We start from the raw sequence: 20,766 nt of genomic DNA on the forward strand, positions 1-20,766 counted from the left end.
GGGCTGGACCGGATGCCGCGCTGGCCGACCTGCCCGAGGAGCCGGGCGAGCACCGCTGGCAGACCCGGTACGGCGAGCTGCGGGCTCGGATGTGCGACGAGCTGCCGGAGCCCGTCGAGGTGCGACACGGCGGCCGGAGCTACCAGGTCGAACCGCTGGCCCGGGTAGAGGCGACCGATCCGCGCGCGCCGACCTGCTGCGCCGCCTCCGGCAGCGGCTCGCCCTCAGCTGGGCCGAGGATGAGACGCGGGCCGGGGGCGATACGCGAGGCACGAGCCGGGCGCGCGGCGGCTCAGTCGGCGGAGCGTTCCCAGTCGATGGTGGGTAGGCCGGTGTCGGCGAGGGCCTTGTTCGCCGCGCTGAACGGCCGGCTGCCCAGGAAGCCGCGCGGGTTCATCGGGCTCGGGTGGCCGGCCTCCAGCACCACGTGCCGTGGGTTGGTGACCAGGGCCGCCTTCTTGCGGGCGTAGCCGCCCCACAGCAGGAACACCACCCGCTGGTCGAGGGCGTCCAGGGCCCGGATGGTGGCGTCGGTGAACTCCTCCCAGCCCTGGTTGGCGTGCGAACCGGGGGTGGCCTGCCGGACGGTGAGCACCGAGTTGAGCAGCAGCACGCCCTGCGCCGCCCAGCCGGTCAGGTTGCCGCTGCTCGGCTTCGGCACGCCCAGGTCCTCGCCGAGTTCCTTGAAGACGTTGCGCAGCGACGGCGGCACCGCCACCCCCTCGCGCACGCTGAAGCTGAGCCCGTGCGCCTGCCCCGCCTTGTGGTAGGGGTCCTGCCCGAGGATCAGCACCCGGCACTCCGCCGGCCCGCACAGCCGGTAGGCGGAGAACAGGTCCTCGACCGGGGGGAAGACGGTCCGGGTCGCGTATTCCCCGGCGACGAACTCGGCCAGCGCGGTGGTGCGGGCCGGATCGAGGTGCGGGGTGAGCGCTGCCCGCCACGCGTCGGGGAGGAGCGCCAGCAGGTCGAGGGTGGGGGCGTCCTGGGGCATGGCAACCTTTCGCCGGATTGATCGGTCCCGGGCACTGTAGGAGCCGGGTGTGACAGTCCTCAGTCGAGGGTGGCGAGACGCCGCGCCCAGTCGCCGCCGACCGGCTCGCACGTCACCACCCGGGTGTCGTCCTCCCGCCGGTCGATCCGGACCCGCAGGTGCGCGTCGGCCAGCTGCTCGACCATCCCCTCGCCCCACTCGACCACGGTGACCGCCTCGTCCACCGAGGCGTCCAGGTCCAGGTCGTCGATCTCGGCCCGCGGGTCGGCGGACTCCCCCAGCCGGTACGCGTCGGCGTGCACCAGGGTCACCCGCCCGCCGCGGGCCGGGTCCGGCCGGTGCACCCGGGCGATCACGAAGGTCGGCGAGGTGATTTCGCCGCGTACGCCGAGGCCGGCGCCGATGCCCTGGGTCAACGCGGTCTTGCCGGCGCCCAACGGGCCGCTGAGCAGCAGCAGGTCACCGGCGCGCAGCACGGCGGCCAGCCGGCGGCCGAACTCGTGGGTGTCGTCGACCGTCTTCAGCTCCACCACGACGGTCACCGCGCCTCCAGGATCAGAGTTCTGCAAGGAACTGTTCCAGTGCCGCATTCACTTCGTCGGCGTGCTCCAGCATCACCACGTGCCCACTGTCGTGGATCTTCACGAACTTGGCGTGCGGCAGCCGCCGGACGATCTCCTCGGAGTGGGTCACCGGGGTGATCATGTCCTTGTCCCCCACAATCACCAGCACCGGCGTGCCGGCCAGCGCGGCCAGCGCCGGGAAGCGCGAGTGGGTGGCCAGCGTGCGCAGGTAGCGGGTGACCGTGTCGGCCGAGGTACGCGAGTTCATCTTCTCGACGTACGACACCAGGGCCGGGCTGGGCTTCGCGGTGCCGAAGCCGTACCGGCGGGTCAGCAGCCAGGCGACGTTGGACGTCGACTTCCGGGCCTTGTCGATCATCGTGCCGCCGTACCGGGTGGCGTTGCTCATCATGTAGAGCATCGGGGCACCGACCCGGCCGAGCAGCGCGGGCGCCACCAGCTTGGTCTCGGCGAGCAGGCCGCCCGAGGTGGCCATCAGCACCGTGCCGACGACCCGTTCGCCGAACAGCTCCGGGTAGAGCTCGGCCAGCGCCATGATCGTCATGCCGCCCATCGAGTGCCCGATCAGCACCAGCGGCCCCTCCGGGGCCACCTCGTCGAGCACTCGACGCAGGGTCCGGCCCAACCTGGCCAGGTCGTACTCGCCGGTCTCCAGCTTCCCGGAGCGGCCGTGCCCGGGCTGGTCGTACGCGACGACCCGGTAGTCGCCCCGGGCGGCGAGCAACTGGCGCTGGAAGTGGAAGGTCCCCATGTCCAGGCAGAAGCCGTGCACCAGCACGACGGTCGGGTGCCCGGCGACCGGCCGGGTCGGCTCGACCACCTCCACCTGGATGTCGGTGCCGTCCGGCATCTCCAGCAGGAACGACTCGTCGTACCGCTGCTGGCCGAAGTCCTCCTGGGCGTACCGGTCGGTGGAATCGGCCTTGAGGCGGCGGACCAGGACCCGCTCGCTCACCACGCCCGCGGCGAGCCCCGCGGCGGCGACACCGACGGCGGCGCCGACCACTCCGGCGACCCGCCCGGCGGCGGTCCGCGGCCGCGGGACGCGGAGGCGTCCGCTCACGGGGTTACCTCGGCTCGCGACTGCGGGGCTCGCAAACCCGGCTCACTCCTCGCGCTCACGGTCGTTCGCCGTCGTAGACGCGGGGCACCCGGACCCCGCCGAACCGGGTCACGATCTCGTAGTTGATGGTGCCGACCGCCTCGGCCCAGTTGTCGGCGGTGGGCTCGCCGGCCGCGCCGCTGCCGAAGAGGGTCGCCACATCGCCGGCCGCCACCTCGTCGTCGCCGCAGTCCAGCACGAACTGGTCCATGCAGACCCGGCCGGAGATGGTCCGCCGCTTGCCGCCGAGCTGCACCGGACCGGTGTTCGAGGCGTGCCGGGGCACCCCGTCGGCGTACCCGAGCGGGATGACGGCCAGGTTGGCCTCCCGCTCGGTGAGGTAGGTGTGGCCGTACGACACGCCGGTGCCGGCCGGGACCCGCTTGGTAAGCATCACCCGGGCCCGGGCGGTCATCGCCGGGCGCAGGCCGAACTGCTCGCCGGCCACCGGCGAGAGGCCGTAGACCGCCAGACCGGGGCGGACCAGGTCGAAGTGGGTGTCCTGGCGGGTCAGGGTGGCGGCCGAGTTGGCCAGGTGCCGGTAACGGGGACGCAGCCCCGCCTCCTCGACCATGGCCAGCCCCTCGTGGAAGACGGCGAGCTGCCGGTCGATGGTGGGGTGGCCGGGCGAGTCGGCGTACGCGAAGTGGCTCCACACCCCGACCACCTCGACCAGGCCGTCGGCCTCGGCCTTCGCGGCGGCCTCCAGCAGGGCGGGCCAGTCGGCGACGGTCGCCCCGCCGCGCGCCAGGCCGGTGTCGATCTTCAGGTGCACCTGGGCCGGGCGCTCCGCCCGGCGGCTCGCCTCGATCATCTCGTCGAGCTGGGCGAGGCTGGCGCAGCCCAGGTCGACGCCGACCGCGACGCCGTCGTGCAACGGCAGCCCGGGGGCGAGCAGCCAGGCCAGCACGGGTGCGGTGATCCCCGCCTGGCGCAGGTTGAGCGCCTCGTCGAGGGTGCAGACCCCGAGCCAGTCCGCGCCGGCGTCGAGCGCCGCGCGGGCGGCCGGCACCATGCCGTGGCCGTACCCGTCGGCCTTCACCACCGCCATCAGCTCGGCGCTGGTGCCCGCCCTCAGGTGGGCCACGTTCTCCCGGATCGCGTCCAGGTCGACGCGCACCTCCGACTGCCACATGCCCCCAGCCTACTTCCGCCGGTGATCACCCTGGCCCGGAGCCGCGTGGTCCGCTCGCTGGCACCCCCGCCGGGCACACCCGTCCGCCGGCCACGCCGGTGGACCGCCGCGGTCAGCCCAGGCGGGCGATCACCGGACGGAGCGCGGTGGCCACGTCGGGTGCGGTCACCGGACCGCCCCGGGCCGCCTCCCGGCCAGCCAGCCCGTGCAGGTACGCCGCCGCGGCGGCCGCCCGCTCGGCGGGCAGCCCGGCCGCGAGCAGCGCGCCGAGCAGCCCGGCCAGCACGTCGCCGGTGCCCCCGGTGGCCAGCACCGGGGTGCCGGTCGGGTTGACGTACGCCCGGCCGGCCGGGGTGCCGATGATCGTCCGGTCGCCCTTGAGCAGCACCACGGCGTTCATCCAGGCGGCCAGCCGCAGCGCGGCCGCCACCCGGTCCGCGCCCGGGGTCTCCCCGCAGAGCCGGGCGTACTCGCGGTCGTGCGGAGTCACCACGATCGGCGCGTCCCGCGTGCGCAGCAGGTCCGCCATCGCGCCGTCGACCAGCAGGGTGAGCGCGTCGGCGTCGAGCACCGCCGGAACCGGCGCGCTGAGCACGGCCCGCAGCTCCGTGACGGCCTCCTCGCCGGTGCCCAACCCGGAGCCGCAGACCCAGGCCTGCACCCGGCCGGCATCGGCGACCCGGCCGGTGGCGATCACCGAAGGGTGCTGGTGCAGCACCTCCGCGCGGGCCCCGCCCGCGTACCGGACCATGCCGGTCGGACCGGCCAGCGCGCCGCCCACCGAGAGCGCCGCCGCCCCGGGGTACGTGGCCGAGCCGGTCGCCACGCCGACCACGCCCCGGCTGTACTTCTCCGAGGACGGGCCGAGCCGGGGCCACCAGTCGACCACGTCCGACCACTCGGTGACCCGCAGCGCGGGGGTCCCACGCAGCCACGGCCCCAGCCCGATGTCGACCAGGTCCACGTGCCCGGCGAGCGCGGCGGCCGGGCCGACCACCAGGGCCGGCTTCAACGCCCCGAAGGCGACCGTCACGTCGGCGCGCACCGCGCACGGGCGGCCGGAGGCGGTGAGCGGCACGTGGCCGGTGTCCACCGCGACGCCGCTCGGCACGTCCACCGCCACCACGGTGGCCCGGGCACCGTCCCGCCCGGAGCGCCCCGCCAGGCTCGCCGCGAGCTGCTCGGCGGTCTCCCGCAGCCCGCCGGTGCCGCCGATCCCGACGATGCCGTCCAGCACCAGGTCCACCACGGCCGGCGGCCGGTCCACCAGCCGCCCGCCGGCGGCCCGCAGCGCGGCCAGCCCCTCGGCGTGCGCCCGGCCGGGACTGAGCAGCAGGGCCGAGACCGCGGCGCCCCGGCGGGCCAGGTGCGCGCCCCCGTACAGGGCGTCGCCGCCGTTGTCGCCGGAGCCGACCAGCAGCAGCACCTGGGCACCGTAGACGCCGCCCCGATCGGAGAGCAGGAGGGCGCAGCGGCGGGCCAGCCCGGCGGCGGCCCGCTGCATCAGCGTCCCGGGCGGGAGGGTGGCCAGCAGGCCGGCCTCCGCCGCGCGTACGTCCGCGACCCGCCACACCGGTCTCATGCCACCCCGTCCCGTCCGTTGTTTCGCCAGGCGGGCCGGCCGGCCCGCCGGTCGCCTCACCGCTCCGCGACCACCATGGCCGACGCGATCCCGCCGTCGTGCGACAACGACAGATGCCAGCGGTTGATCCCGCGGTCGGCCGAGGCGGCGGCCACCGTGCCGGAGACGGTCAGCCAGGGCCGGCCGTCCGGATCCGGCACGATCTCGCAGTCGTGCCAGCGCAGCCCGCCCGGCGCGCCGAGCGCCTTGGCCACCGCCTCCTTGGCCGCGAACCGGGCGGCCATCGACTCGGGCGAGCGCGGGTTGCCGGAGCGGGTGAACCGCTCGGCCTCGGTGAACAGCCGGTCGGCGAGCAGCGGGGTGCGTGCCAGGGCCCGGGCGAACCGGTCCACCAGCACGACGTCGATGCCGACAGCCACGATCACGGACCTCACCCTACCGGCGGTCGCGGCCGCACATTAGCCGCCGGCTGCGCGGTGGACAACGCCTGTGGACAACCCGGGGGTACGGCCGCCGCCGGCTGTCCACAGGGCCGGTGGAGGTGCGCGGACGCCGCCTAGCGTCCCGGTTGCCTGGTCCTGCAGGCGACCGTTGGTTCCGCCGCCGGTGAGCCCCGCCGGCGGCCCGTCTGGGGAGTCCGCCGATGGCCGAGGAGCCGTTCACCGTCGAGCCGGAGCTGCTGCGCGGGATCGCCCGGCAGTTGGGCGACGACGCGTACCGGCTGGCGCACGGGCTGGCCGGCACGCCCGGGCTGGTGGTGCCGGCCGACGGCTGGCGGGCCGGGGCGGAGCTGGCCGAGCTGGAGGCGGCGGTGCACAGCTGGTGCGGGGCGCTCGCCGCCCGGGTGGCGAGCACCGCCGACGCGGTCCGCAGCGCCGCCGACGGCTACCAGGCAACCGACGAGCGGGCCGCCCGACGGCTGGCCGGGATCCCCCGGTGACAGGCCCTGCCGGCGCCTCGGCGGCACGCCCGCCCGCCCGACCCGGTCCGGCCGGCACGGCCACGCCGGGCGGCGCGCCGACCCTGCGCCGGGAGGCCGCGCGACCGGGGTCCGCATCCGGCGCGCGGGCACCGGCCGGTGACACCTCCCTTCCGGTCGGATACGCCCAGCTCTGGGCGGCCGACCCGGGTGCCTGGACCCGGGCCGGGGCGGCCTGGCGGGGGCTGGTCGGCCCGGTCCGGCAGCGGTCGGACGGGCTGGATGCCCGAGTGGCCGCCCTGCGGCCCGGCTGGTCCGGCGGGGCCGCCGGCGCGGCGCAGGGACGGATCGGGGCGCTGCGCGGCGCACTGACCGACGTGCTGCCCGCACTGGTCGAGGTCGACCAGGTGCTCGCCGAGTTCGCCGCCCGGCTCGCCACGGCGAAGGCCCGGCTCGCCGCCGCCGTGGCGCACGCCGACGAGGGCGGCCTGCTGGTGGACCGGGTGGGTGCGGTCCGGCCCGATCCGGCCCACCCGCGCCGCGCCGCCCCGGGCGGGCCGGGGGTCGCCCAGGTGGCGGCCGAGCTGCGGGCCGCACTGGCGCTGGCCGGCGGCGCGGACCGGGAGGCCGCCGCCCGGCTGGGCGAGCTCAGCACGGCGGCGGTCACCGGCTGGGTGAGCGTCCCGCCCGACCGGCGACCGGCCCCCGGCGCCGGGCCGGCTGAGGTGAGCCGCTGGTGGGCGGGGCTCACCCCGGCCGAGCGCCGCTGGCTGGTCGGCCACGAGCCGGCCCGCATCGGTCACCTCGACGGGGTGCCGGTGGCAGCCTGGGACCAGGCCAACCGGCTGCTGCTCGGCGAACGGCGGGCGGGGCTGGCCGCTGCCCGCGTGGGGCTGCTGCGTCCGCTGCCGCCGGGGCCACCCGAGCTGGCCCGGCTGGCCCGGCTCGCCCGGCTGGAGGCGGCCCTGCGCGGCCTCGACGGGCTCACCGAGCGGCTGGACGAGGCGAAGGCGCCCCGGGCGTACCTGCTCGGGCTCGATCCGGCCGGGGACGGGCGTGCGGTGGTGGCGCTGGGCAACCCGGACCGGGCGGCGGCCGTGCTGACGTACGTCCCCGGGATGACCGCGGACCTCGCCGACGCCCCCGGCGAGCTGGGCCGGGCCGCCCGGGTGCTGGACCGGTGCACGGCGCTCGGCCCGGGCGAGGAGACGGCGGCCGTGCTCTGGCTGGACTACGACGCGCCGGACCACCTGCCCGAGGCGGCCCGGGCCAGGCAGGCCGAGGACGCCGGGCCGGCGCTGCACCGGTTCCAGGAAGGGCTGCGCGCCTCGCACGACGGCCCGCCGGCCCGTCAGACCGTGCTCGGCCACAGCTACGGCTCGCTGGTGGTCGGCACCGCCGCCGGCGACCACGGGCTGAGCGCCGACGCCCTGGTCTTCGTCGGCTCCCCCGGTGCCGGGTCGACCACGCGAGCGAGCTGCGGATGCCGCCCGGGCAGGTCTGGGCCAGCACCGCGCCGGACGACGTGATCCGGCTGGCCCGGCCGCCGGACGAGCTGGCCCGCCGGGCGGTGCTGGCGGGGGCGCCCCTCGGCCCGGTGGCGGCGGTGCTCGACCGGCACGACCCCAGGCTGTGGTTCGGGCGCGACCCGAGCGACCCCGGCTTCGGCGGCCGGCGCTTCCCCAGCGGCCGGTACGGCCACACCGGCTACTGGGAGCCCGGCAACCCGGCACTGGACGGGATGGCCCGGATCGTGCTGGGCCGATGAACGCGGCGGGTACGGAGACGACGAGGCCCCTCCGCCGGGAGCGGAGGGGCCTGGCCGGGGTGGACTACTCCACCGTGACCGACTTGGCCAGGTTGCGCGGCTGGTCGACATCGTGCCCGCGCGCGGCGGCGATCTCGGCGGCGAGCACCTGGAGCGGCACCGTGGTCACCAGCGGCGCCAGCAGCGTCGGCACCCGCGGCACGTAGATCAGGTGGTCGGCGTAGCGGACGACTGCCTGGTCGCCCTCCTCGGCGATCACGATGGTGCGGGCGCCCCGGGCGCGTACCTCCTGGATGTTGGAGACGACCTTGTCGTGCAGCATGCCCCGGCCGATCGGCGACGGCACGATGCAGATGACCGGGGTGCCCTTGTCGATCAGTGCGATCGGTCCGTGCTTCAGCTCGCCGGCGGCGAAGCCCTCGGCGTGCATATACGCCAGTTCCTTCAGCTTCAGCGCACCCTCCAGCGCCACCGGGTAGCCGACGTGCCGGCCGATAAAGAGCACCGTCGGCTCGGACTTCAGGTCACGGGCGAGCTCGCGGACGGGCTCGATCCGGTCGAGCAGCTCGCGCAGCTTGCCCGGCACCTCCTGGAGCTGCTCGACGACCGCGCCCACCTCGTCGGCGAACTTGATCCCGCGTACCTGCGCCAGGTGCAGGCCGATCAGGTAGCAGGCGACGAGCTGGGTGAGGAACGCCTTGGTCGACGCGACCGCGATCTCCGGGCCGCCGTGGGTGTAGAGGACGGCGTCGGACTCGCGCGGGATGGTGGAGCCGTTGGTGTTGCAGATGGCGAGCACCCGGGCCTTCTGCTCCTTGGCGTGGCGCAGGGCCATCAGGGTGTCCATGGTCTCGCCGGATTGCGAGATCACCACGATCAGCGTGGAGCGGTCCAGCACCGGGTCGCGGTAGCGGAACTCGCTGGCCAGCTCCACCTCGCAGGGGATCCGGGTCCAGTGCTCGATGGCGTACTTGGCGACCAGGCCGGAGTGGTAGGCGGTGCCGCAGGCGACGATGAAGATCTTGTCGACGTCGCGCAGGTCCTGCTCGCTGAGCCGGACCTCGTCGAGGGCGATCTCACCGGTCTCGGTGAGCCGGCCGAGCAGCGTGTCGGCGATGGCCTGCGGCTGCTCCTCGATCTCCTTGAGCATGAACCAGTCGTAGCCGCCCTTCTCGGCGGCGGAGGAGTCCCAGTCGATGTGGAAGTCCTTGCCGGTGGCGGGCTGGCCGGCGAAGTCGGTGATCTCGATGTCGTCCGGGGTGATCAGGACGATCTGGTCCTGGCCCAGCTCGACCGCGTCGCGGGTGTGCTCGATGAACGCGGCCACGTCGCTGGCCAGGTAGTTCTCGCCGTCACCACGGCCGACGACCAGGGGCGAGTTGCGCCGGGCGCCGACCACCGCGCCGGGGATCCCGGCGTCGACGGCGAGCAGGGTGAACGCGCCCTCGAGCCGCTGGCAGACCAGCCGCATGGCGGAGGCGAGCAGCTGCGGGCTGTCGACCTCGCCCGCCGCGCGCAGGCCGGCTAGCGACCGGGCGAGCAGGTGGGCGGCGCACTCGGTGTCGGTGTCGCTGGCGAACTCGACGCCCTCGGCCTCCAGCTCGGCGCGGAGCCGGGCGAAGTTCTCGATGATGCCGTTATGGATCACGGCGACTCGGCCGTCGGGGGACAGGTGTGGGTGGGCGTTGCGGTCGGTCGGCCCGCCGTGGGTGGCCCAGCGGGTGTGGCCGATGCTGGTCGTGCCGTCGCCGATGCCGATCGGGCTGGCCGCGCAGGACTCCGGATCGGTGGCTGCGCGCTCGGCGAGGACCTTCTCCAGGTTGGCCAGCTTGCCGGCCTTCTTCTCGATCAGCAGCTCGTCGTCGCAGACGACGGCCACACCGGCCGAGTCGTAGCCGCGGTACTCCAGCCGCCGCAGTCCGTCCAGCACGATGCCGAGCGCTGGGCGCGCGCCGGCGTAACCCACGATTCCACACATGGTCCGCAGCCTAACCCAGTTTCGCTCACCACGCGTGCTCGGAAGCCGGGTAAACAATCACTGAATCTGAGCGAACTGATGGTCAGGGGGCAAGGATCGGACATCCCACCCAACGAGCGGCGCGTGGGAGAGCCCACCCGCCGGCTCCCCGCTTCGGGCACCACTGCCAGTGGCCGGAAAATGGGCTCCGGCCCGACGGATCCGCCGGGCCGGAGCTGTAGTGCCTTGAGCGTGCCTGTGGGTCAGCTCGTCTTCACCGATCCGGTGACCGCGCTGTCCCGCACGGTGCCGCCGATGGCGTCCACCGAGCCGTTCACGTTGCTCTCCACGATCGACACCACGGAGGCGCCGGTCGCGGTGACCGAGCCGTTGAGGGTCGAGTTGAAGGCGATCAGACCGGCGCCCGGCGCGACCTTGGTGGCGCCGTTGACGGTCACCCCGTCCAGGCAGGTGATGCCGGACGTGATGTCGAGGCCACCGTTCTGCCGGTTGCGCAGGACGGTGGTGCAAGCCGGGTAGCTGGGCTGGGTCTGCACGTTCAGCTCGGCGAAGGAGATCGCCCGAGCGTTGTTCGTCCGCGGGTCGTCCAGCTTGAGGACGTCGAGACCCTTCTGGATGTCGTTCGAGTAGATGTATCCGTTGTGGTAGTACGTGGACCAGGCCCCACCGAGGATGCGGCGGGTGTCCGAGAGCGGGCCCCGCTCCCAGTAGGCGATCTCGACCGGGTTGGCCGAGTCGGTGAAGTCGATCACCGAGATGCCGCCCTGGTACCACGCCTGGACCATGATGTCGCGGCCCATCGCCGGGATCAGCGAGCCGTTGTGCGCCACGCAGTTCTCGAGGGTGGTGTTCAACCGCGGGATCTTGAAGTAGCTCTTGAAGACCAGCTTGCGGTCCGCACCGGAGCCGACGATGTCGTAGATCGCGTCCGCGCCCTGGTTGGTCCGGTAGCTGCTGGTGCAGATCGCGCTGCTGCCGCCGCCGAGCTCGTCGGTGAAGAGCACCTTGGTGCCGGCGTTGTTGAACGTGGCCGAGTGCCAGAACGCGAAGTTCGTGTCCCGGACCTGGCTGAGGATCACCGGGTTCTCCCGGTCGGAGATGTCGAACAGGACGCCGTCACCCATGCAGGCGCCGGCGGCCAGGTCCAGCTCCGGGTAGGCGGTGATGTCGTGGCAGCCGGTGGTGGAGTTGGCGCCGGTGGTTCCCGGGAAGAGAACCGGGGTGGCCACCACGGCAGCGCTGGTCGGGTTGTCCAGCGGCACCTTGATGATGGAGATCTTGTCGTGCGGCTGCTTGCAGTAGAAGGCGCTGGCCGACGGGCCGTACGACTGGACGTAGACGTAGACGCTCTTCCCGTCCTTGCTCGGCACCAGCGTCTGGGTGTGCGAACCGCAGTCGGTCCGGACCGACTTGATGTACCGCGGGTTCGCCTTGTCGCTGATGTCGAAGATCCGGACGCCCTCCCAGGAGCTTTCCTGGGTCGCGGAGCTGACCGAGCTGCTGCACGAGTCGTTGGTCCGCGGCTGGTCGACCGCGAGGAACAGCAGGTTGCCGATGACCGACGGGTCGCCCTGCGAGCCGGAGCAGACCACCTGGCTGACCACCTGAGGCGCACTGGGGTCGCTGACGTCGAAGACGTTGAAACCTTCGTAGTTTCCGGCGAAGACGTAGTTGCCCTGGAACGCCAGGTCCGAGTCGTACGCCCCCTCGCTGGCGAACCCGCCGAACTTCGGGATGTTGGCGATCTGCCGGAGGTTCGCGGTGCTGGCGATCTCGTCGACGCCCGGGATGGTGTTGGTGGCGGCGACGTCGTTGGCCGCCTCCTCGCCGATGCAGTACTCGGCGAAGTTGTCCCCGGCAGCCCGGAACGACTCGCAGACGTCGGTGTTCTCGGTGGATTCGGTGGCACCGCTCGCCGGCGCCGCGGCCACGACGGTGGTCAGGAAAAGGGCGCCTGTGGCGGCAAGGCTGACGGCCAGCCTTCGGCTCCCTCGTGGGGTTGCTTGGAACATATGGACACCCTTCGTCATGGGGTTGAGCAGGGTGTCGGGACGATAACCTGGCGCTCGAGACAAGATTGTGATCCAGCTCACACTAAACGCTCCCTTGTGGTCACGGTTCAGTGAATGTGGTGGCGGCGCGGCGGCACGAATAACCGCAGGTGGGACCAATCGAACCTTTCCGCTGCCCGCGATCTTCCCGGTGCAGGTCAACGCCGCGTTACGATCCCGGCCATCCTCGGGCGGACGGCGGGAGTCGAGTTGTGCTAGGTGTACGGTTCCGATCTCTTTTTGGACGGTCGCGGGCGATTGTGCTGGTCGAGCTGGCCGTGCTCGCCATGGTGGCCGCCGGGGCCGCGGCGGTCGTCTGGTGGCCCGACGACCAGCCGAAACCGGCGGCCAAGGCGAGCCCCCCGGAATCGCTCGCCCTGCCCGGCCTGCCGAAGGCAACCGCACCCGTGCTGCTGCCCGGGGCTCCCGGTGAGGCGGCGAAGACCCTGCCGGCAAATGAAATGCCGCCCGTGCCGCGCCGGTCGCACAACAACGCCGACATCCGGTTCGTGACGATGATGATTCCGCACCATGAGCAGGCACTCGTGATGGCCAAGCTGGTGGCGGACCGGGGAGAGAACCGGCAACTCAAGATCATCGCGGACCGGATCCTGGCGGCCCAGGAACCGGAGATCAAGACGCTGGAGACCTGGCTGACGGACCGGGGTTTGAACCGGAACTCCGGCCCCGGCCACCAGCACGGCATGGCCGGCATGCAGTCAGCGGAGGCATTGGAGCAGCTCACCGCCGCCCGGGGCGCCGAGTTCGACCGGATGTTCGTCACCATGATGGTCGAGCACCATCAGGGCGCGATCGACATGGCGGGCGAGGTGCTGGCGCTCGGAGTCGACGGCGTCCTCAACGAGATGGCCAGCAGCGTCATCGTGGAGCAGGGCGCTGAGATCAACCGGATGCGCGAGGCGCTGGGCGCCCGCCCCCCTGCGAGCTGACCTGATGTCCGAGCCAACGCCGACCCCCCAGCCGTCGGCTGACGGGGGCCACACCGATCCCACCACCCCACCGGCGCCCGCGCCCTGGACACCGCCCGATCCGCTCGCCGGCACCCAGCCCTGGGCGCCGCAGACGCCGTGGTCGCCGACGCCGTGGGCGCCAACCCCCTGGTCGCCCGGCTCGACCGGCACACCCGGCCCGACGGGCGTGGCGGGCACGGCGGGCGGCATCGGGACGCCGGGCGACCCGCCGCGACCGGCCGTCCCGCCCGTCACCCCGGTCCCGCCGCCAGCTCACCCCTGGCCCGGGTACGCCGCACCCGGCTGGCCTCCGGCCGGCTACCCGCCGCCATACGCGTACCCCGGGACGCCGCCGACCCGGACGAACGGCGGCAAGATCGCGGCGATCGTCGTCGCGGTGGCCACCGTCCTGGTGCTGCTCTTCTGCGGCTGTGTCGGCCTGGGCGTGCTCGGTAGCTCGTTCGGTGATCCGGTGACGTCCGGGGAGCCCTACGGCGACCCGGGCTACGGCGAGCCGGAGGAGGACGCCACCGCCGGGCAACCGAGCCCCGCCACCACCCCGTCGGGCGGGCCCGGCCAGCTGACGGTCCTGTACGAGGCGACCGGCGCGGCCCTGGTGGACGTGCAGTTCTACGACGCCAACGGGGACTTCTACCAGTACGAGGGGGTGCCGTCCCCATGGCGGATGGGGTTCGCCTCGAATGACCGCCACCGGGTACAGATCATCGTCTCCCCGGCCGGCCTGGCGGACGACAACCAGGTGACCTGCCGGATCAGCATGAACGGGAAGGTCGTATCGGAGGATTCGGGCGTCTACGGGGCGACCTGCTTCGGTTGGTGACACCGCCGGCTGAACGGCGGGCTTGCGGCCTCGGCGGCGGGCCGTAGGCTGGCCCGCGTGACGACGACCGATCCGCTGGTGGCCCGGATGCGGCCGTTCGGCACCACCATCTTCGCCGAGATGTCCGCGCTGGCCGTGCGCACCGGGGCGGTCAACCTCGGCCAGGGCTTCCCGGACACCGACGGCCCGCCGGAGATGCTCGCGGCCGCCGCCGAGGCGCTCCGCTCCGGCCACAACCAGTACCCGCCGGGCCCGGGGATGCCGGCGCTGCGCGCGGCCGTCGCGGCCCACCAGCGCCGCTTCTGGGATCTGGCGTACGACCCGGACGGCGAGATCGTGGTGACCGCCGGCGCCACCGAGGCGATCGCGGCCAGCATCCTCGCCCTCTGCGAGCCGGGTGACGAGGTGGTCTGCTTCGAGCCGTACTACGACTCGTACGCGGCCTCGATCGCGCTGGCCGGTGCCGTCCGCCGCCCGGTCACGCTCCGTCCCGCCGCCGACGGCCGGTACGCCGTCGACCCGGCGGAGCTGCGCGCCGCGTTCGGCCCGCGTACCCGGCTGGTGCTGCTGAACTCCCCGCACAACCCGACCGGCAAGGTGTTCACCCGCGACGAGCTGGCCCTGGTCGCCGAGCTGTGCCAGGAGCACGGCGCGTACGCGGTCACCGACGAGGTGTACGAGCACCTGGTCTTCGCCGACGCCGCCGCCCCACACGTACCGCTGGCGGCGCTTCCCGGGATGCGGGAGCGGACGCTGCGCATCTCCTCGGCCGGCAAGACCTTCTCCTGCACCGGCTGGAAGGTCGGCTGGGTGAGTGGGCCCGCCCCGCTGGTCTCCGCGGTGCTGCGGGTGAAGCAGTTCCTCACCTTCGTCAACGCCGGGCCGCTGCAACCGGCCGTCGCGCTGGCGCTCGGCCTGCCCGACGCCTACTTCACCGACTTCCGGGACGGCCTGCAGCGACGGCGGGACCAGCTCGTCGCCGGGCTCACCGACGCCGGGTTCGACGTGCTCGCCCCCGAGGGCACGTACTTCGTCACCGCCGACGTCACCCCGCTCGGCGGCCGGGACGGGGTCGAGTTCTGCCGATCGCTGCCGGAGCGCTGTGGTGTGGTGGCCGTGCCGACCCAGGTCTTCTACGACGACGCCGAGGCGGGGCGGCGGCTGGTCCGGTTCGCCTTCTGCAAGCGCCCGGAGGTGCTGACCGAGGCGGTGGACCGGCTGCGCCAACTGAAGGGAATCCGATGACCGACCCGAACGCCGACCGGCTACGCCGGATGGCGGCGCAGCGCAGCTGCGACACGGTGCTCTCCGGCAGACCGCCGGCCTCGGTGGCCGAGCAGCTGGAGGCGCTCCGGGCGATCACGGCCGACGACCTGCTGCCCGACTTCTACGGCGAGGGCGGGGCGGTCGAGGAGTTGGAACGCCGCGTCGGCGAACTGCTCGGCACCGAGGGCGTCGCCTTCTTCCCCACCGGCACGATGGCCCAGCAGGTCGCCATGCGGTACGGCGTCGAGCTGACCGGACGGAACGGCGTCGGCCTGCACCCGCTCAGCCACCCGATGCTGCACGAGCGGGACGCGCCCGCCGTGCTCGGCGGCCTGCGGCCGGTACGCTCCGCGGACGCGCCGCGCAACCCGACCGCCGAGGAGATCGTCGCGCTCGACGAGCCGATCGGCACGCTGCTGCTGGAGCTGCCGCTGCGCGACGCGGGTTTCGTCCTGCCGACCTGGGACGAGCTGGTCGCGGTGGTCGAGGCGGCCCGGCAACGGGGCGCCCGGGTGCACCTGGACGGCGCCCGGCTCTGGGAGTCCACCGTCCACCTGGGACGCTCGCCGGCCGAGGTCGCCGCCCTGGCCGACAGCACGTACGTCTCGTTCTACAAGTCCCTCGGCGGGCACTCCGGTGCGGCGTTGGCCGGCTCCGCCGAGCTGGTCCGCTACGCCCGGGCCTGGCGGCACCGCTACGGCGGAAACCTCTTCCAGCAGTCGCCGGCTGCCCTGGCCGCGCTCGCCGGCCTCACCCACGAGCTGCCTCGGCTCGCCGGCTACGTGGCGCACGCAAAGGTGGTGGCGGCGGCGCTGGCCACCCTGCCCGGCGCCCGGGTGCACCCGGCGCCCCCGCACACGCACCAGTTCCGGCTCTGGCTGTCGCACCCGGCGGACGCGCTCAACACCGCCAACCTCGCGCTCGCCGAGGAGGAGAAGGCGTGGTTCGTCGGCGGCTGGCGGGACACCGAGGTGCCCGGCATCGCGCTGGCCGAGGTGACGGTGGCCGGACCGGCGCTGGAACTGGACGCCGACCAGGTGGTCGACCTGGCCGACCGCTTCCTGCGCCGGCTGCCGCGGCGCTGAGCCCGGCCCCGGCCCGGGCCAGGCGGTCGACGGGGCAGCATGGGCGACGCGCCGGCCGCGCGGGTCCAGACGGCCGGGGAAGGCGTGACCGCCCGCTGCGCCATTGCCCGCGGAGCTGGGGCCCTTCTGCCAGACGCTACGAACTTGATGACGTGAATGCATCACCCGGCGGCCCGCGGCCGATCGTCCAGGTCGGGGACCTGCGCCAAACGGCACGGTCTGAGGACCGGACCTGGTCAGCGAGCCGGGGCGGGCTGAACGGCCGGCTGGTGGAAGGCCGCGACGCGACGGGCAGCTCGACTGATCCGTTTACGTCATCAAGTTGGCAGCGTGCCGACGATCAGGTCGTCGCCGTCGGCGTAGACGTCCCGGACCTTGCCCGAGTGCCATGCACAACCGCCGGGCGCCGGCAGACGGAGCCGAATCGGAAACGGCACCGGGCGCGGCGAGAGGATCCCGCCGCGCCCGGATGAACCGGAACGGCCGTCAGCCGGCCGGGCTGGCGGTGCGTACCTGCTCGGCGATCCGTTCCGCCACGGACCGGGCGGTGATCTCGGTGGCCGCCTCGACCATGACCCGGACCAGCGGCTCGGTGCCGGAGGGGCGCAGCAGCACCCGGCCGGTCTCGCCCAGCTCGGCCTCGGCCCGCTCCACCTCGGCCCGGACGGCCGGCGCGGCGGAGCCCACGGTCCGGTCGCCCACCGGCACGTTGATCAGGACCTGCGGCAGCTTGGTGACCACGGCGGCCAGCTCGGCGAGCGACTTGCCGGTGGCCGCCATCCGGGACATCAGGTGCAGCCCGGTGAGCACCCCGTCGCCGGTGGTGGCGTACGCGGGCATGACGATGTGGCCGCTCTGCTCGCCGCCCAGGGCCAGCCCGGAGGCGCGCAGCTCCTCCAGCACGTACCGGTCGCCGACCTTGGTCTCGACCAGCCGGATGCCCTCGGCGGACATGGCGAGCTTCAGGCCGAGGTTGCTCATCACGGTGGCGACCAGGGTGTCCTCGGTCAGCGCGCCGGCCTCCCGCATGGCCAGGGCGAGGATCGCCATCACCTGGTCGCCGTCGACCTCGTCGCCGTCGGCGGTGACCGCCACGCACCGGTCGGCATCGCCGTCGTGGGCGATGCCCAGGTGCGCGCCGTGCTCCACCACGGCGGCCCGCAGCGCGTCCAGGTGGTTGGAGCCGCAGTCGTCGTTGATGTTGAGCCCGTCCGGCTCGGCGCAGATCGCGATCACCTCGGCGCCGGCCTCCTGGTACGCCACCGGGGCGACCTCGGCGGCCGCGCCGTTGGCGCAGTCGACCACCACCTTGATCCCGTCTAGCCGGTGCGGCACGGTGCCGACCAGGTGCTGGACGTAGTGGTCGGCGCCGTCGAGCAGGTCGTGCACCCGGCCCACCCCGGCACCGATCGGCCGCTCCCAGGCGGTGGTGGCGTTCGCCTCGACCGCCGCCTCGATCCGCATCTCGATCTCGTCGGGCAGCTTGTGCCCGCCGGCGGCAAAGAGCTTGATCCCGTTGTCCGGCATCGGGTTGTGTGAGGCGGAGAGCATGACGCCCAGGTCGGCCTTGGCCTCGGCGGTGAGGAACGCCACCGCCGGGGTGGGCAGCACGCCGACGCGGACCACGTTGGCGCCGGCGCTGGTGAGCCCGGCCACCACCGCGGCCTCCAGCATCTCGCCGCTGGCCCGGGTGTCCCGGCCGACCACGGCGAGCGGCGGATGGCTCTTGTCCGACTCGGCGAGTGTGTGCGCGGCGGCGACCGCCACCGCGAGCGCCAACTCCGGGGTGAGATCCGCGTTCGCCCGCCCGCGTACGCCGTCCGTGCCGAACAACCGGCCCATACCCGCCAACCTCCGATGGAACTGCCGTTGCGAGGAGAGGAAAAGCGAACGGCCGGGCCACCTCCCGTAGAGGAGGCGGACCCGGCCGTCCGTCAGAAGTACAAGGCGCTGCTGATGATCAGCGCTTCGAGTACTGAGGAGCCTTACGGGCCTTCTTGAGGCCGTACTTCTTGCTCTCCTTGACCCGGGCGTCACGGGTCAGGAAGCCGGCCTTCTTCAGGGCCGGGCGATCGTCCGGCTCGCTGACGATCAGCGCGCGGGCGATGGCGAGGCGCAGCGCGCCGGCCTGGCCGGTGGTGCCGCCACCACGCAGGTTGGCGATCACGTCGAACGCCTCGGCCTTCTCGGCGGTCACCAGCGGGTCCTTGATCAGCTGCTGGTGCACCTTGCTCGGGAAGTAGGCCTCGAGGTCACGGCCGTTGCAGGTGATCTTGCCGCTGCCGGGGACGATGCGGACCCGGACGATGGCCTCCTTGCGCCGACCCACGGTCTGGATCGGGCGGTCGCCACGAGGCGCGCGGGCGACGGGCGCCGGCGCCTCGGTGGCCTCAGGGGCAACCTCGGTGGCGGTGATGTCGGTCATGCTGCTTCCTTCGCCCGCGCTCACTGCGCGATCTGCTTGATCTCGAACGGCACCGGCTGCTGCGCGCCGTGCGGGTGCTCGGCACCGGCGTAGACCTTCAGCTTCTTGAGAATCTGACGGCCGAGCTTGTTGTGCGGGAGCATCCCCTTCACGGCCAGCTCGATGGCCCGCTCGGGACGCTTGGTGAGCAGCTCCTCGTAGCCGACCTGCTTCAGACCACCCGGGTAACCGGAGTGGCGGTAAGCGATCTTCTGCTGGCGCTTGTTGCCGGTCAGCGCGACCTTGCCCGCGTTCACGATGACGACGAAGTCGCCCGTGTCGACGTGCGGCGCGAAAGTCGGCTTGTGCTTGCCACGCAGCAGCGTGGCGGCGTGGGTCGCGAGGCGGCCCAGCACGACATCAGAGGCGTCGATGACGTGCCACTGACGCTCGATCTCACCCGGCTTCGGGCTGTACGTACGCACAGGTCTACCTTGTCTCGTCGTCGGTCTGGGGTCGCGCGCCGAGGTGACCAGGCGCGCACGAACGACCAAGCGTACCTGATGCGGCACGCCTCTGAATGTCGTACAACAGCAGGCAACGATACCCGGCCGCCCGGCGGCAGGTCAAAACGGGGTGGTCCCCGCGCGGCCCGCGCTTCCACCATGGCGCAGGTCACACGCCGGACAGCTTACGTGGCCCCGGCCGCAGGTACACCATCCAGGTCACCGCGAAGCAGAGCGCGTACCAGCCGACGAAGGCCAGGTAGGCCGCGTCCGCGTTCCCGGCGGCGAGGAAGGACTGCCGGAAGGCCACGTTGACCAGCACCCCGCCCGAGGCGCCGACCGCCCCGGCGACGCCGATCAGCGCCCCGGACCGCCGCCGGCCGCGGCGCTCGGCCGCCGCCCGGTCTCCGGTCCGCTCCGCCTCGGCGGCGGCCCGGGCCCGGAAGATCGCCGGGATCATCTTGTACGTCGACCCGTTGCCGATCCCGGAGAACACGAAGAGCGCCAGGAACCCGACCAGGTAGAGCGGGAACGACCGCTCGCGCGCGGCGTACAGCACCAGCGCGGCGCCCACGGCCATCGCCGCGAAGTTCCAGAAGGTGACCCGGGCTCCGCCGAGCCGGTCGGCGAGCTGGCCGCCGACCGGCCGGATCAGCGAGCCGATCAGCGGCCCGAGGAAGGTCAGCCAGGCGGCGTCGACCGGAGTCGGGAACCGGTCGTGGAACTGGAGCTGGAGCACCTGGCCGAAGGCGAACCCGAAGCCGATGAACGAGCCGAAGGTGCCCACGTAGAGCAGCGACATCACCCAGGTGTGCGGGTCGCGGGCGGCGGCCCGCAGCGCTCCCGGCTCGTTGCGCGCCCCGGGGACGTTGTCCAGCCAGCGCGCCGCGGCGAGCGCCGCGAGCACGATCAGCGGCAGGTAGACCGCCGGCACCAGCCGGGGGTACGCGGCCCCGGCGGTGGCCAGCACGGCCAGCCCGACGAGCTGCACCGCCGGCACGCCGAGGTTTCCGCCGCCGGCGTTGAGCCCGAGCGCCCGGCCCTTGAGCCGGTCCGGGAAGAACAGGTTGATGTTCGCCATCGACGAGGCGAAGTTGCCCCCGCCGACCCCGCTCAGGCAGGCCAGCACCATCAGTGTCGAGTACGACACCCCCGGCTCGATCAGCAGCGCCATCGGCACCGCCGGCACCAGCAACAGCAGCGCGCTGACGACGGTCCAGTTCCGCCCGCCGAACCGGGCCACCGCCAGCGTGTACGGCAGCCGCAGCACCGCGCCCAGCGCGGCCGGCACGGCGGTGAGCAGGAACTTCCCGGCCGGGTCGATGGCGTACTCCGGGCCGAGGAAGAGCACCGTCACCGACCAGAGGCTCCACACGGAGAAGCCGACGTGCTCGGCGAAGATCGAGACGTACAGGTTGCGGCGGGCGATCGAGGCCCCGGCGGTGTCCCAGAACCCGGGGTCCTCGGGGCGCCGGTCGGTGATCGACCGCCGGTGCCCGGCGTCGGGGGCCGGGGCCCGGGGGGAAGCGAGCGTGCTCACGGCGACTCCTCCTCGTCGATGACGAGGGGGACGCTAGGAA

Annotated in this window: 19 protein-coding genes; 7 read left to right on the forward strand and 12 right to left on the reverse strand. The window is 73.5% G+C overall.

Annotation, left to right across the window (positions count from 1 at the left end):
- Positions 1–292 precede the first annotated feature (292 nt).
- The 6 genes from ung to A6A27_RS13235 form a co-directional block, all read right to left on the reverse strand.
- Positions 293–994: a uracil-DNA glycosylase gene (ung, locus tag A6A27_RS13210; RefSeq protein WP_073834873.1), complete on the reverse strand. Its 702-nt coding sequence runs from the start codon at positions 992–994 to the stop codon at positions 293–295.
- 59 nt (positions 995–1,053) lie between these two features.
- Positions 1,054–1,536: a tRNA (adenosine(37)-N6)-threonylcarbamoyltransferase complex ATPase subunit type 1 TsaE gene (gene tsaE / locus A6A27_RS13215; RefSeq protein WP_073834874.1), complete on the reverse strand. Its 483-nt coding sequence runs from the start codon at positions 1,534–1,536 to the stop codon at positions 1,054–1,056.
- A 13-nt stretch (positions 1,537–1,549) separates the two neighbouring features.
- Positions 1,550–2,641, reverse strand: coding sequence for an alpha/beta fold hydrolase (locus A6A27_RS13220; RefSeq protein WP_073834875.1), 1,092 nt, complete (start codon positions 2,639–2,641; stop codon positions 1,550–1,552).
- Between the two features lie 55 nt (positions 2,642–2,696).
- A complete protein-coding gene (alr, locus tag A6A27_RS13225; protein ID WP_073834876.1) occupies positions 2,697–3,815 on the reverse strand; it encodes an alanine racemase in 1,119 nt (372 codons plus the stop codon).
- A gap of 112 nt (positions 3,816–3,927) precedes the next feature.
- Entirely contained in the window at positions 3,928–5,397 is a 1,470-nt protein-coding gene (locus tag A6A27_RS13230) for an NAD(P)H-hydrate dehydratase (RefSeq protein WP_073834877.1), read from the reverse strand.
- 56 nt (positions 5,398–5,453) lie between these two features.
- The gene (locus A6A27_RS13235) at positions 5,454–5,822 is read right to left on the reverse strand and encodes a holo-ACP synthase (RefSeq protein ID WP_073834878.1); all 369 of its coding nucleotides are present in this window, start codon (positions 5,820–5,822) and stop codon (positions 5,454–5,456) included.
- Between the two features lie 218 nt (positions 5,823–6,040).
- On the opposite strand from A6A27_RS13235, the gene A6A27_RS13240 reads away from it, so the two are divergent.
- From A6A27_RS13240 to A6A27_RS45860, 3 genes are read left to right on the forward strand one after another with little or no spacing between them, the layout of a single operon-like run.
- Entirely contained in the window at positions 6,041–6,337 is a 297-nt protein-coding gene (locus tag A6A27_RS13240) for a type VII secretion target (RefSeq protein WP_073834879.1), read from the forward strand.
- A complete protein-coding gene (locus A6A27_RS46810; protein ID WP_274534549.1) occupies positions 6,334–7,845 on the forward strand; it encodes an alpha/beta hydrolase in 1,512 nt (503 codons plus the stop codon). The genes A6A27_RS13240 and A6A27_RS46810 overlap by 4 nt, the downstream gene beginning before the upstream one ends.
- Entirely contained in the window at positions 7,800–8,084 is a 285-nt protein-coding gene (locus tag A6A27_RS45860; protein WP_241825242.1) for a hypothetical protein, read from the forward strand. The genes A6A27_RS46810 and A6A27_RS45860 overlap by 46 nt, the downstream gene beginning before the upstream one ends.
- Positions 8,085–8,148: 64 nt before the next feature.
- On the opposite strand, the gene glmS is transcribed toward A6A27_RS45860, so the two are convergent.
- Positions 8,149–10,062, reverse strand: a complete 1,914-nt coding sequence (gene glmS / locus A6A27_RS13250) for a glutamine--fructose-6-phosphate transaminase (isomerizing) (protein WP_073834880.1) — start codon at positions 10,060–10,062, stop codon at positions 8,149–8,151.
- Positions 10,063–10,304: 242 nt separating this feature from the next.
- Positions 10,305–12,074 carry an LVIVD repeat-containing protein gene (locus A6A27_RS13255; protein ID WP_083672577.1) on the reverse strand — a complete coding sequence of 590 codons (1,770 nt, stop codon included), beginning with the start codon at positions 12,072–12,074 and terminating at the stop codon, positions 10,305–10,307.
- Positions 12,075–12,373: 299 nt separating this feature from the next.
- Here A6A27_RS13255 and A6A27_RS13260 point away from each other — a divergent pair, with 299 nt between their 5' ends.
- From A6A27_RS13260 to A6A27_RS13275, 4 genes are read left to right on the forward strand one after another with little or no spacing between them, the layout of a single operon-like run.
- Complete coding sequence (locus A6A27_RS13260; RefSeq protein ID WP_241825243.1) at positions 12,374–13,063, forward strand: DUF305 domain-containing protein; 690 nt, start codon at positions 12,374–12,376, stop codon at positions 13,061–13,063.
- A 4-nt stretch (positions 13,064–13,067) separates the two neighbouring features.
- Complete coding sequence (locus A6A27_RS46815; protein ID WP_073834881.1) at positions 13,068–13,925, forward strand: MmpS family transport accessory protein; 858 nt, start codon at positions 13,068–13,070, stop codon at positions 13,923–13,925.
- Positions 13,926–13,982: 57 nt separating this feature from the next.
- Positions 13,983–15,170 carry a pyridoxal phosphate-dependent aminotransferase gene (locus A6A27_RS13270; protein ID WP_073834882.1) on the forward strand — a complete coding sequence of 396 codons (1,188 nt, stop codon included), beginning with the start codon at positions 13,983–13,985 and terminating at the stop codon, positions 15,168–15,170.
- Positions 15,167–16,276: a threonine aldolase family protein gene (locus A6A27_RS13275; RefSeq protein WP_073834883.1), complete on the forward strand. Its 1,110-nt coding sequence runs from the start codon at positions 15,167–15,169 to the stop codon at positions 16,274–16,276. Before A6A27_RS13270 ends, A6A27_RS13275 begins: the two co-directional genes overlap by 4 nt.
- Before the next feature lie 486 nt (positions 16,277–16,762).
- Here the strand turns inward: A6A27_RS13275 and glmM are convergent, their stop codons facing one another.
- From glmM to A6A27_RS13295, 4 genes are all read right to left on the reverse strand, one after another.
- Entirely contained in the window at positions 16,763–18,118 is a 1,356-nt protein-coding gene (gene glmM / locus A6A27_RS13280; protein WP_073834884.1) for a phosphoglucosamine mutase, read from the reverse strand.
- Between the two features lie 118 nt (positions 18,119–18,236).
- Positions 18,237–18,701 (reverse strand): 30S ribosomal protein S9, encoded by a 465-nt coding sequence (rpsI, locus tag A6A27_RS13285; RefSeq protein ID WP_030501567.1) that lies wholly within the window; start codon positions 18,699–18,701, stop codon positions 18,237–18,239.
- A 20-nt stretch (positions 18,702–18,721) separates the two neighbouring features.
- Positions 18,722–19,165, reverse strand: coding sequence for a 50S ribosomal protein L13 (gene rplM, locus A6A27_RS13290; protein WP_073834885.1), 444 nt, complete (start codon positions 19,163–19,165; stop codon positions 18,722–18,724).
- Between the two features lie 190 nt (positions 19,166–19,355).
- The gene (locus tag A6A27_RS13295; protein ID WP_073834886.1) at positions 19,356–20,726 is read right to left on the reverse strand and encodes an MFS transporter; all 1,371 of its coding nucleotides are present in this window, start codon (positions 20,724–20,726) and stop codon (positions 19,356–19,358) included.
- Positions 20,727–20,766 lie beyond the last annotated feature (40 nt).

This window comes from Micromonospora sp. CB01531 (genome assembly GCF_001905095.1).
GTDB lineage: Bacteria > Actinomycetota > Actinomycetes > Mycobacteriales > Micromonosporaceae > Micromonospora.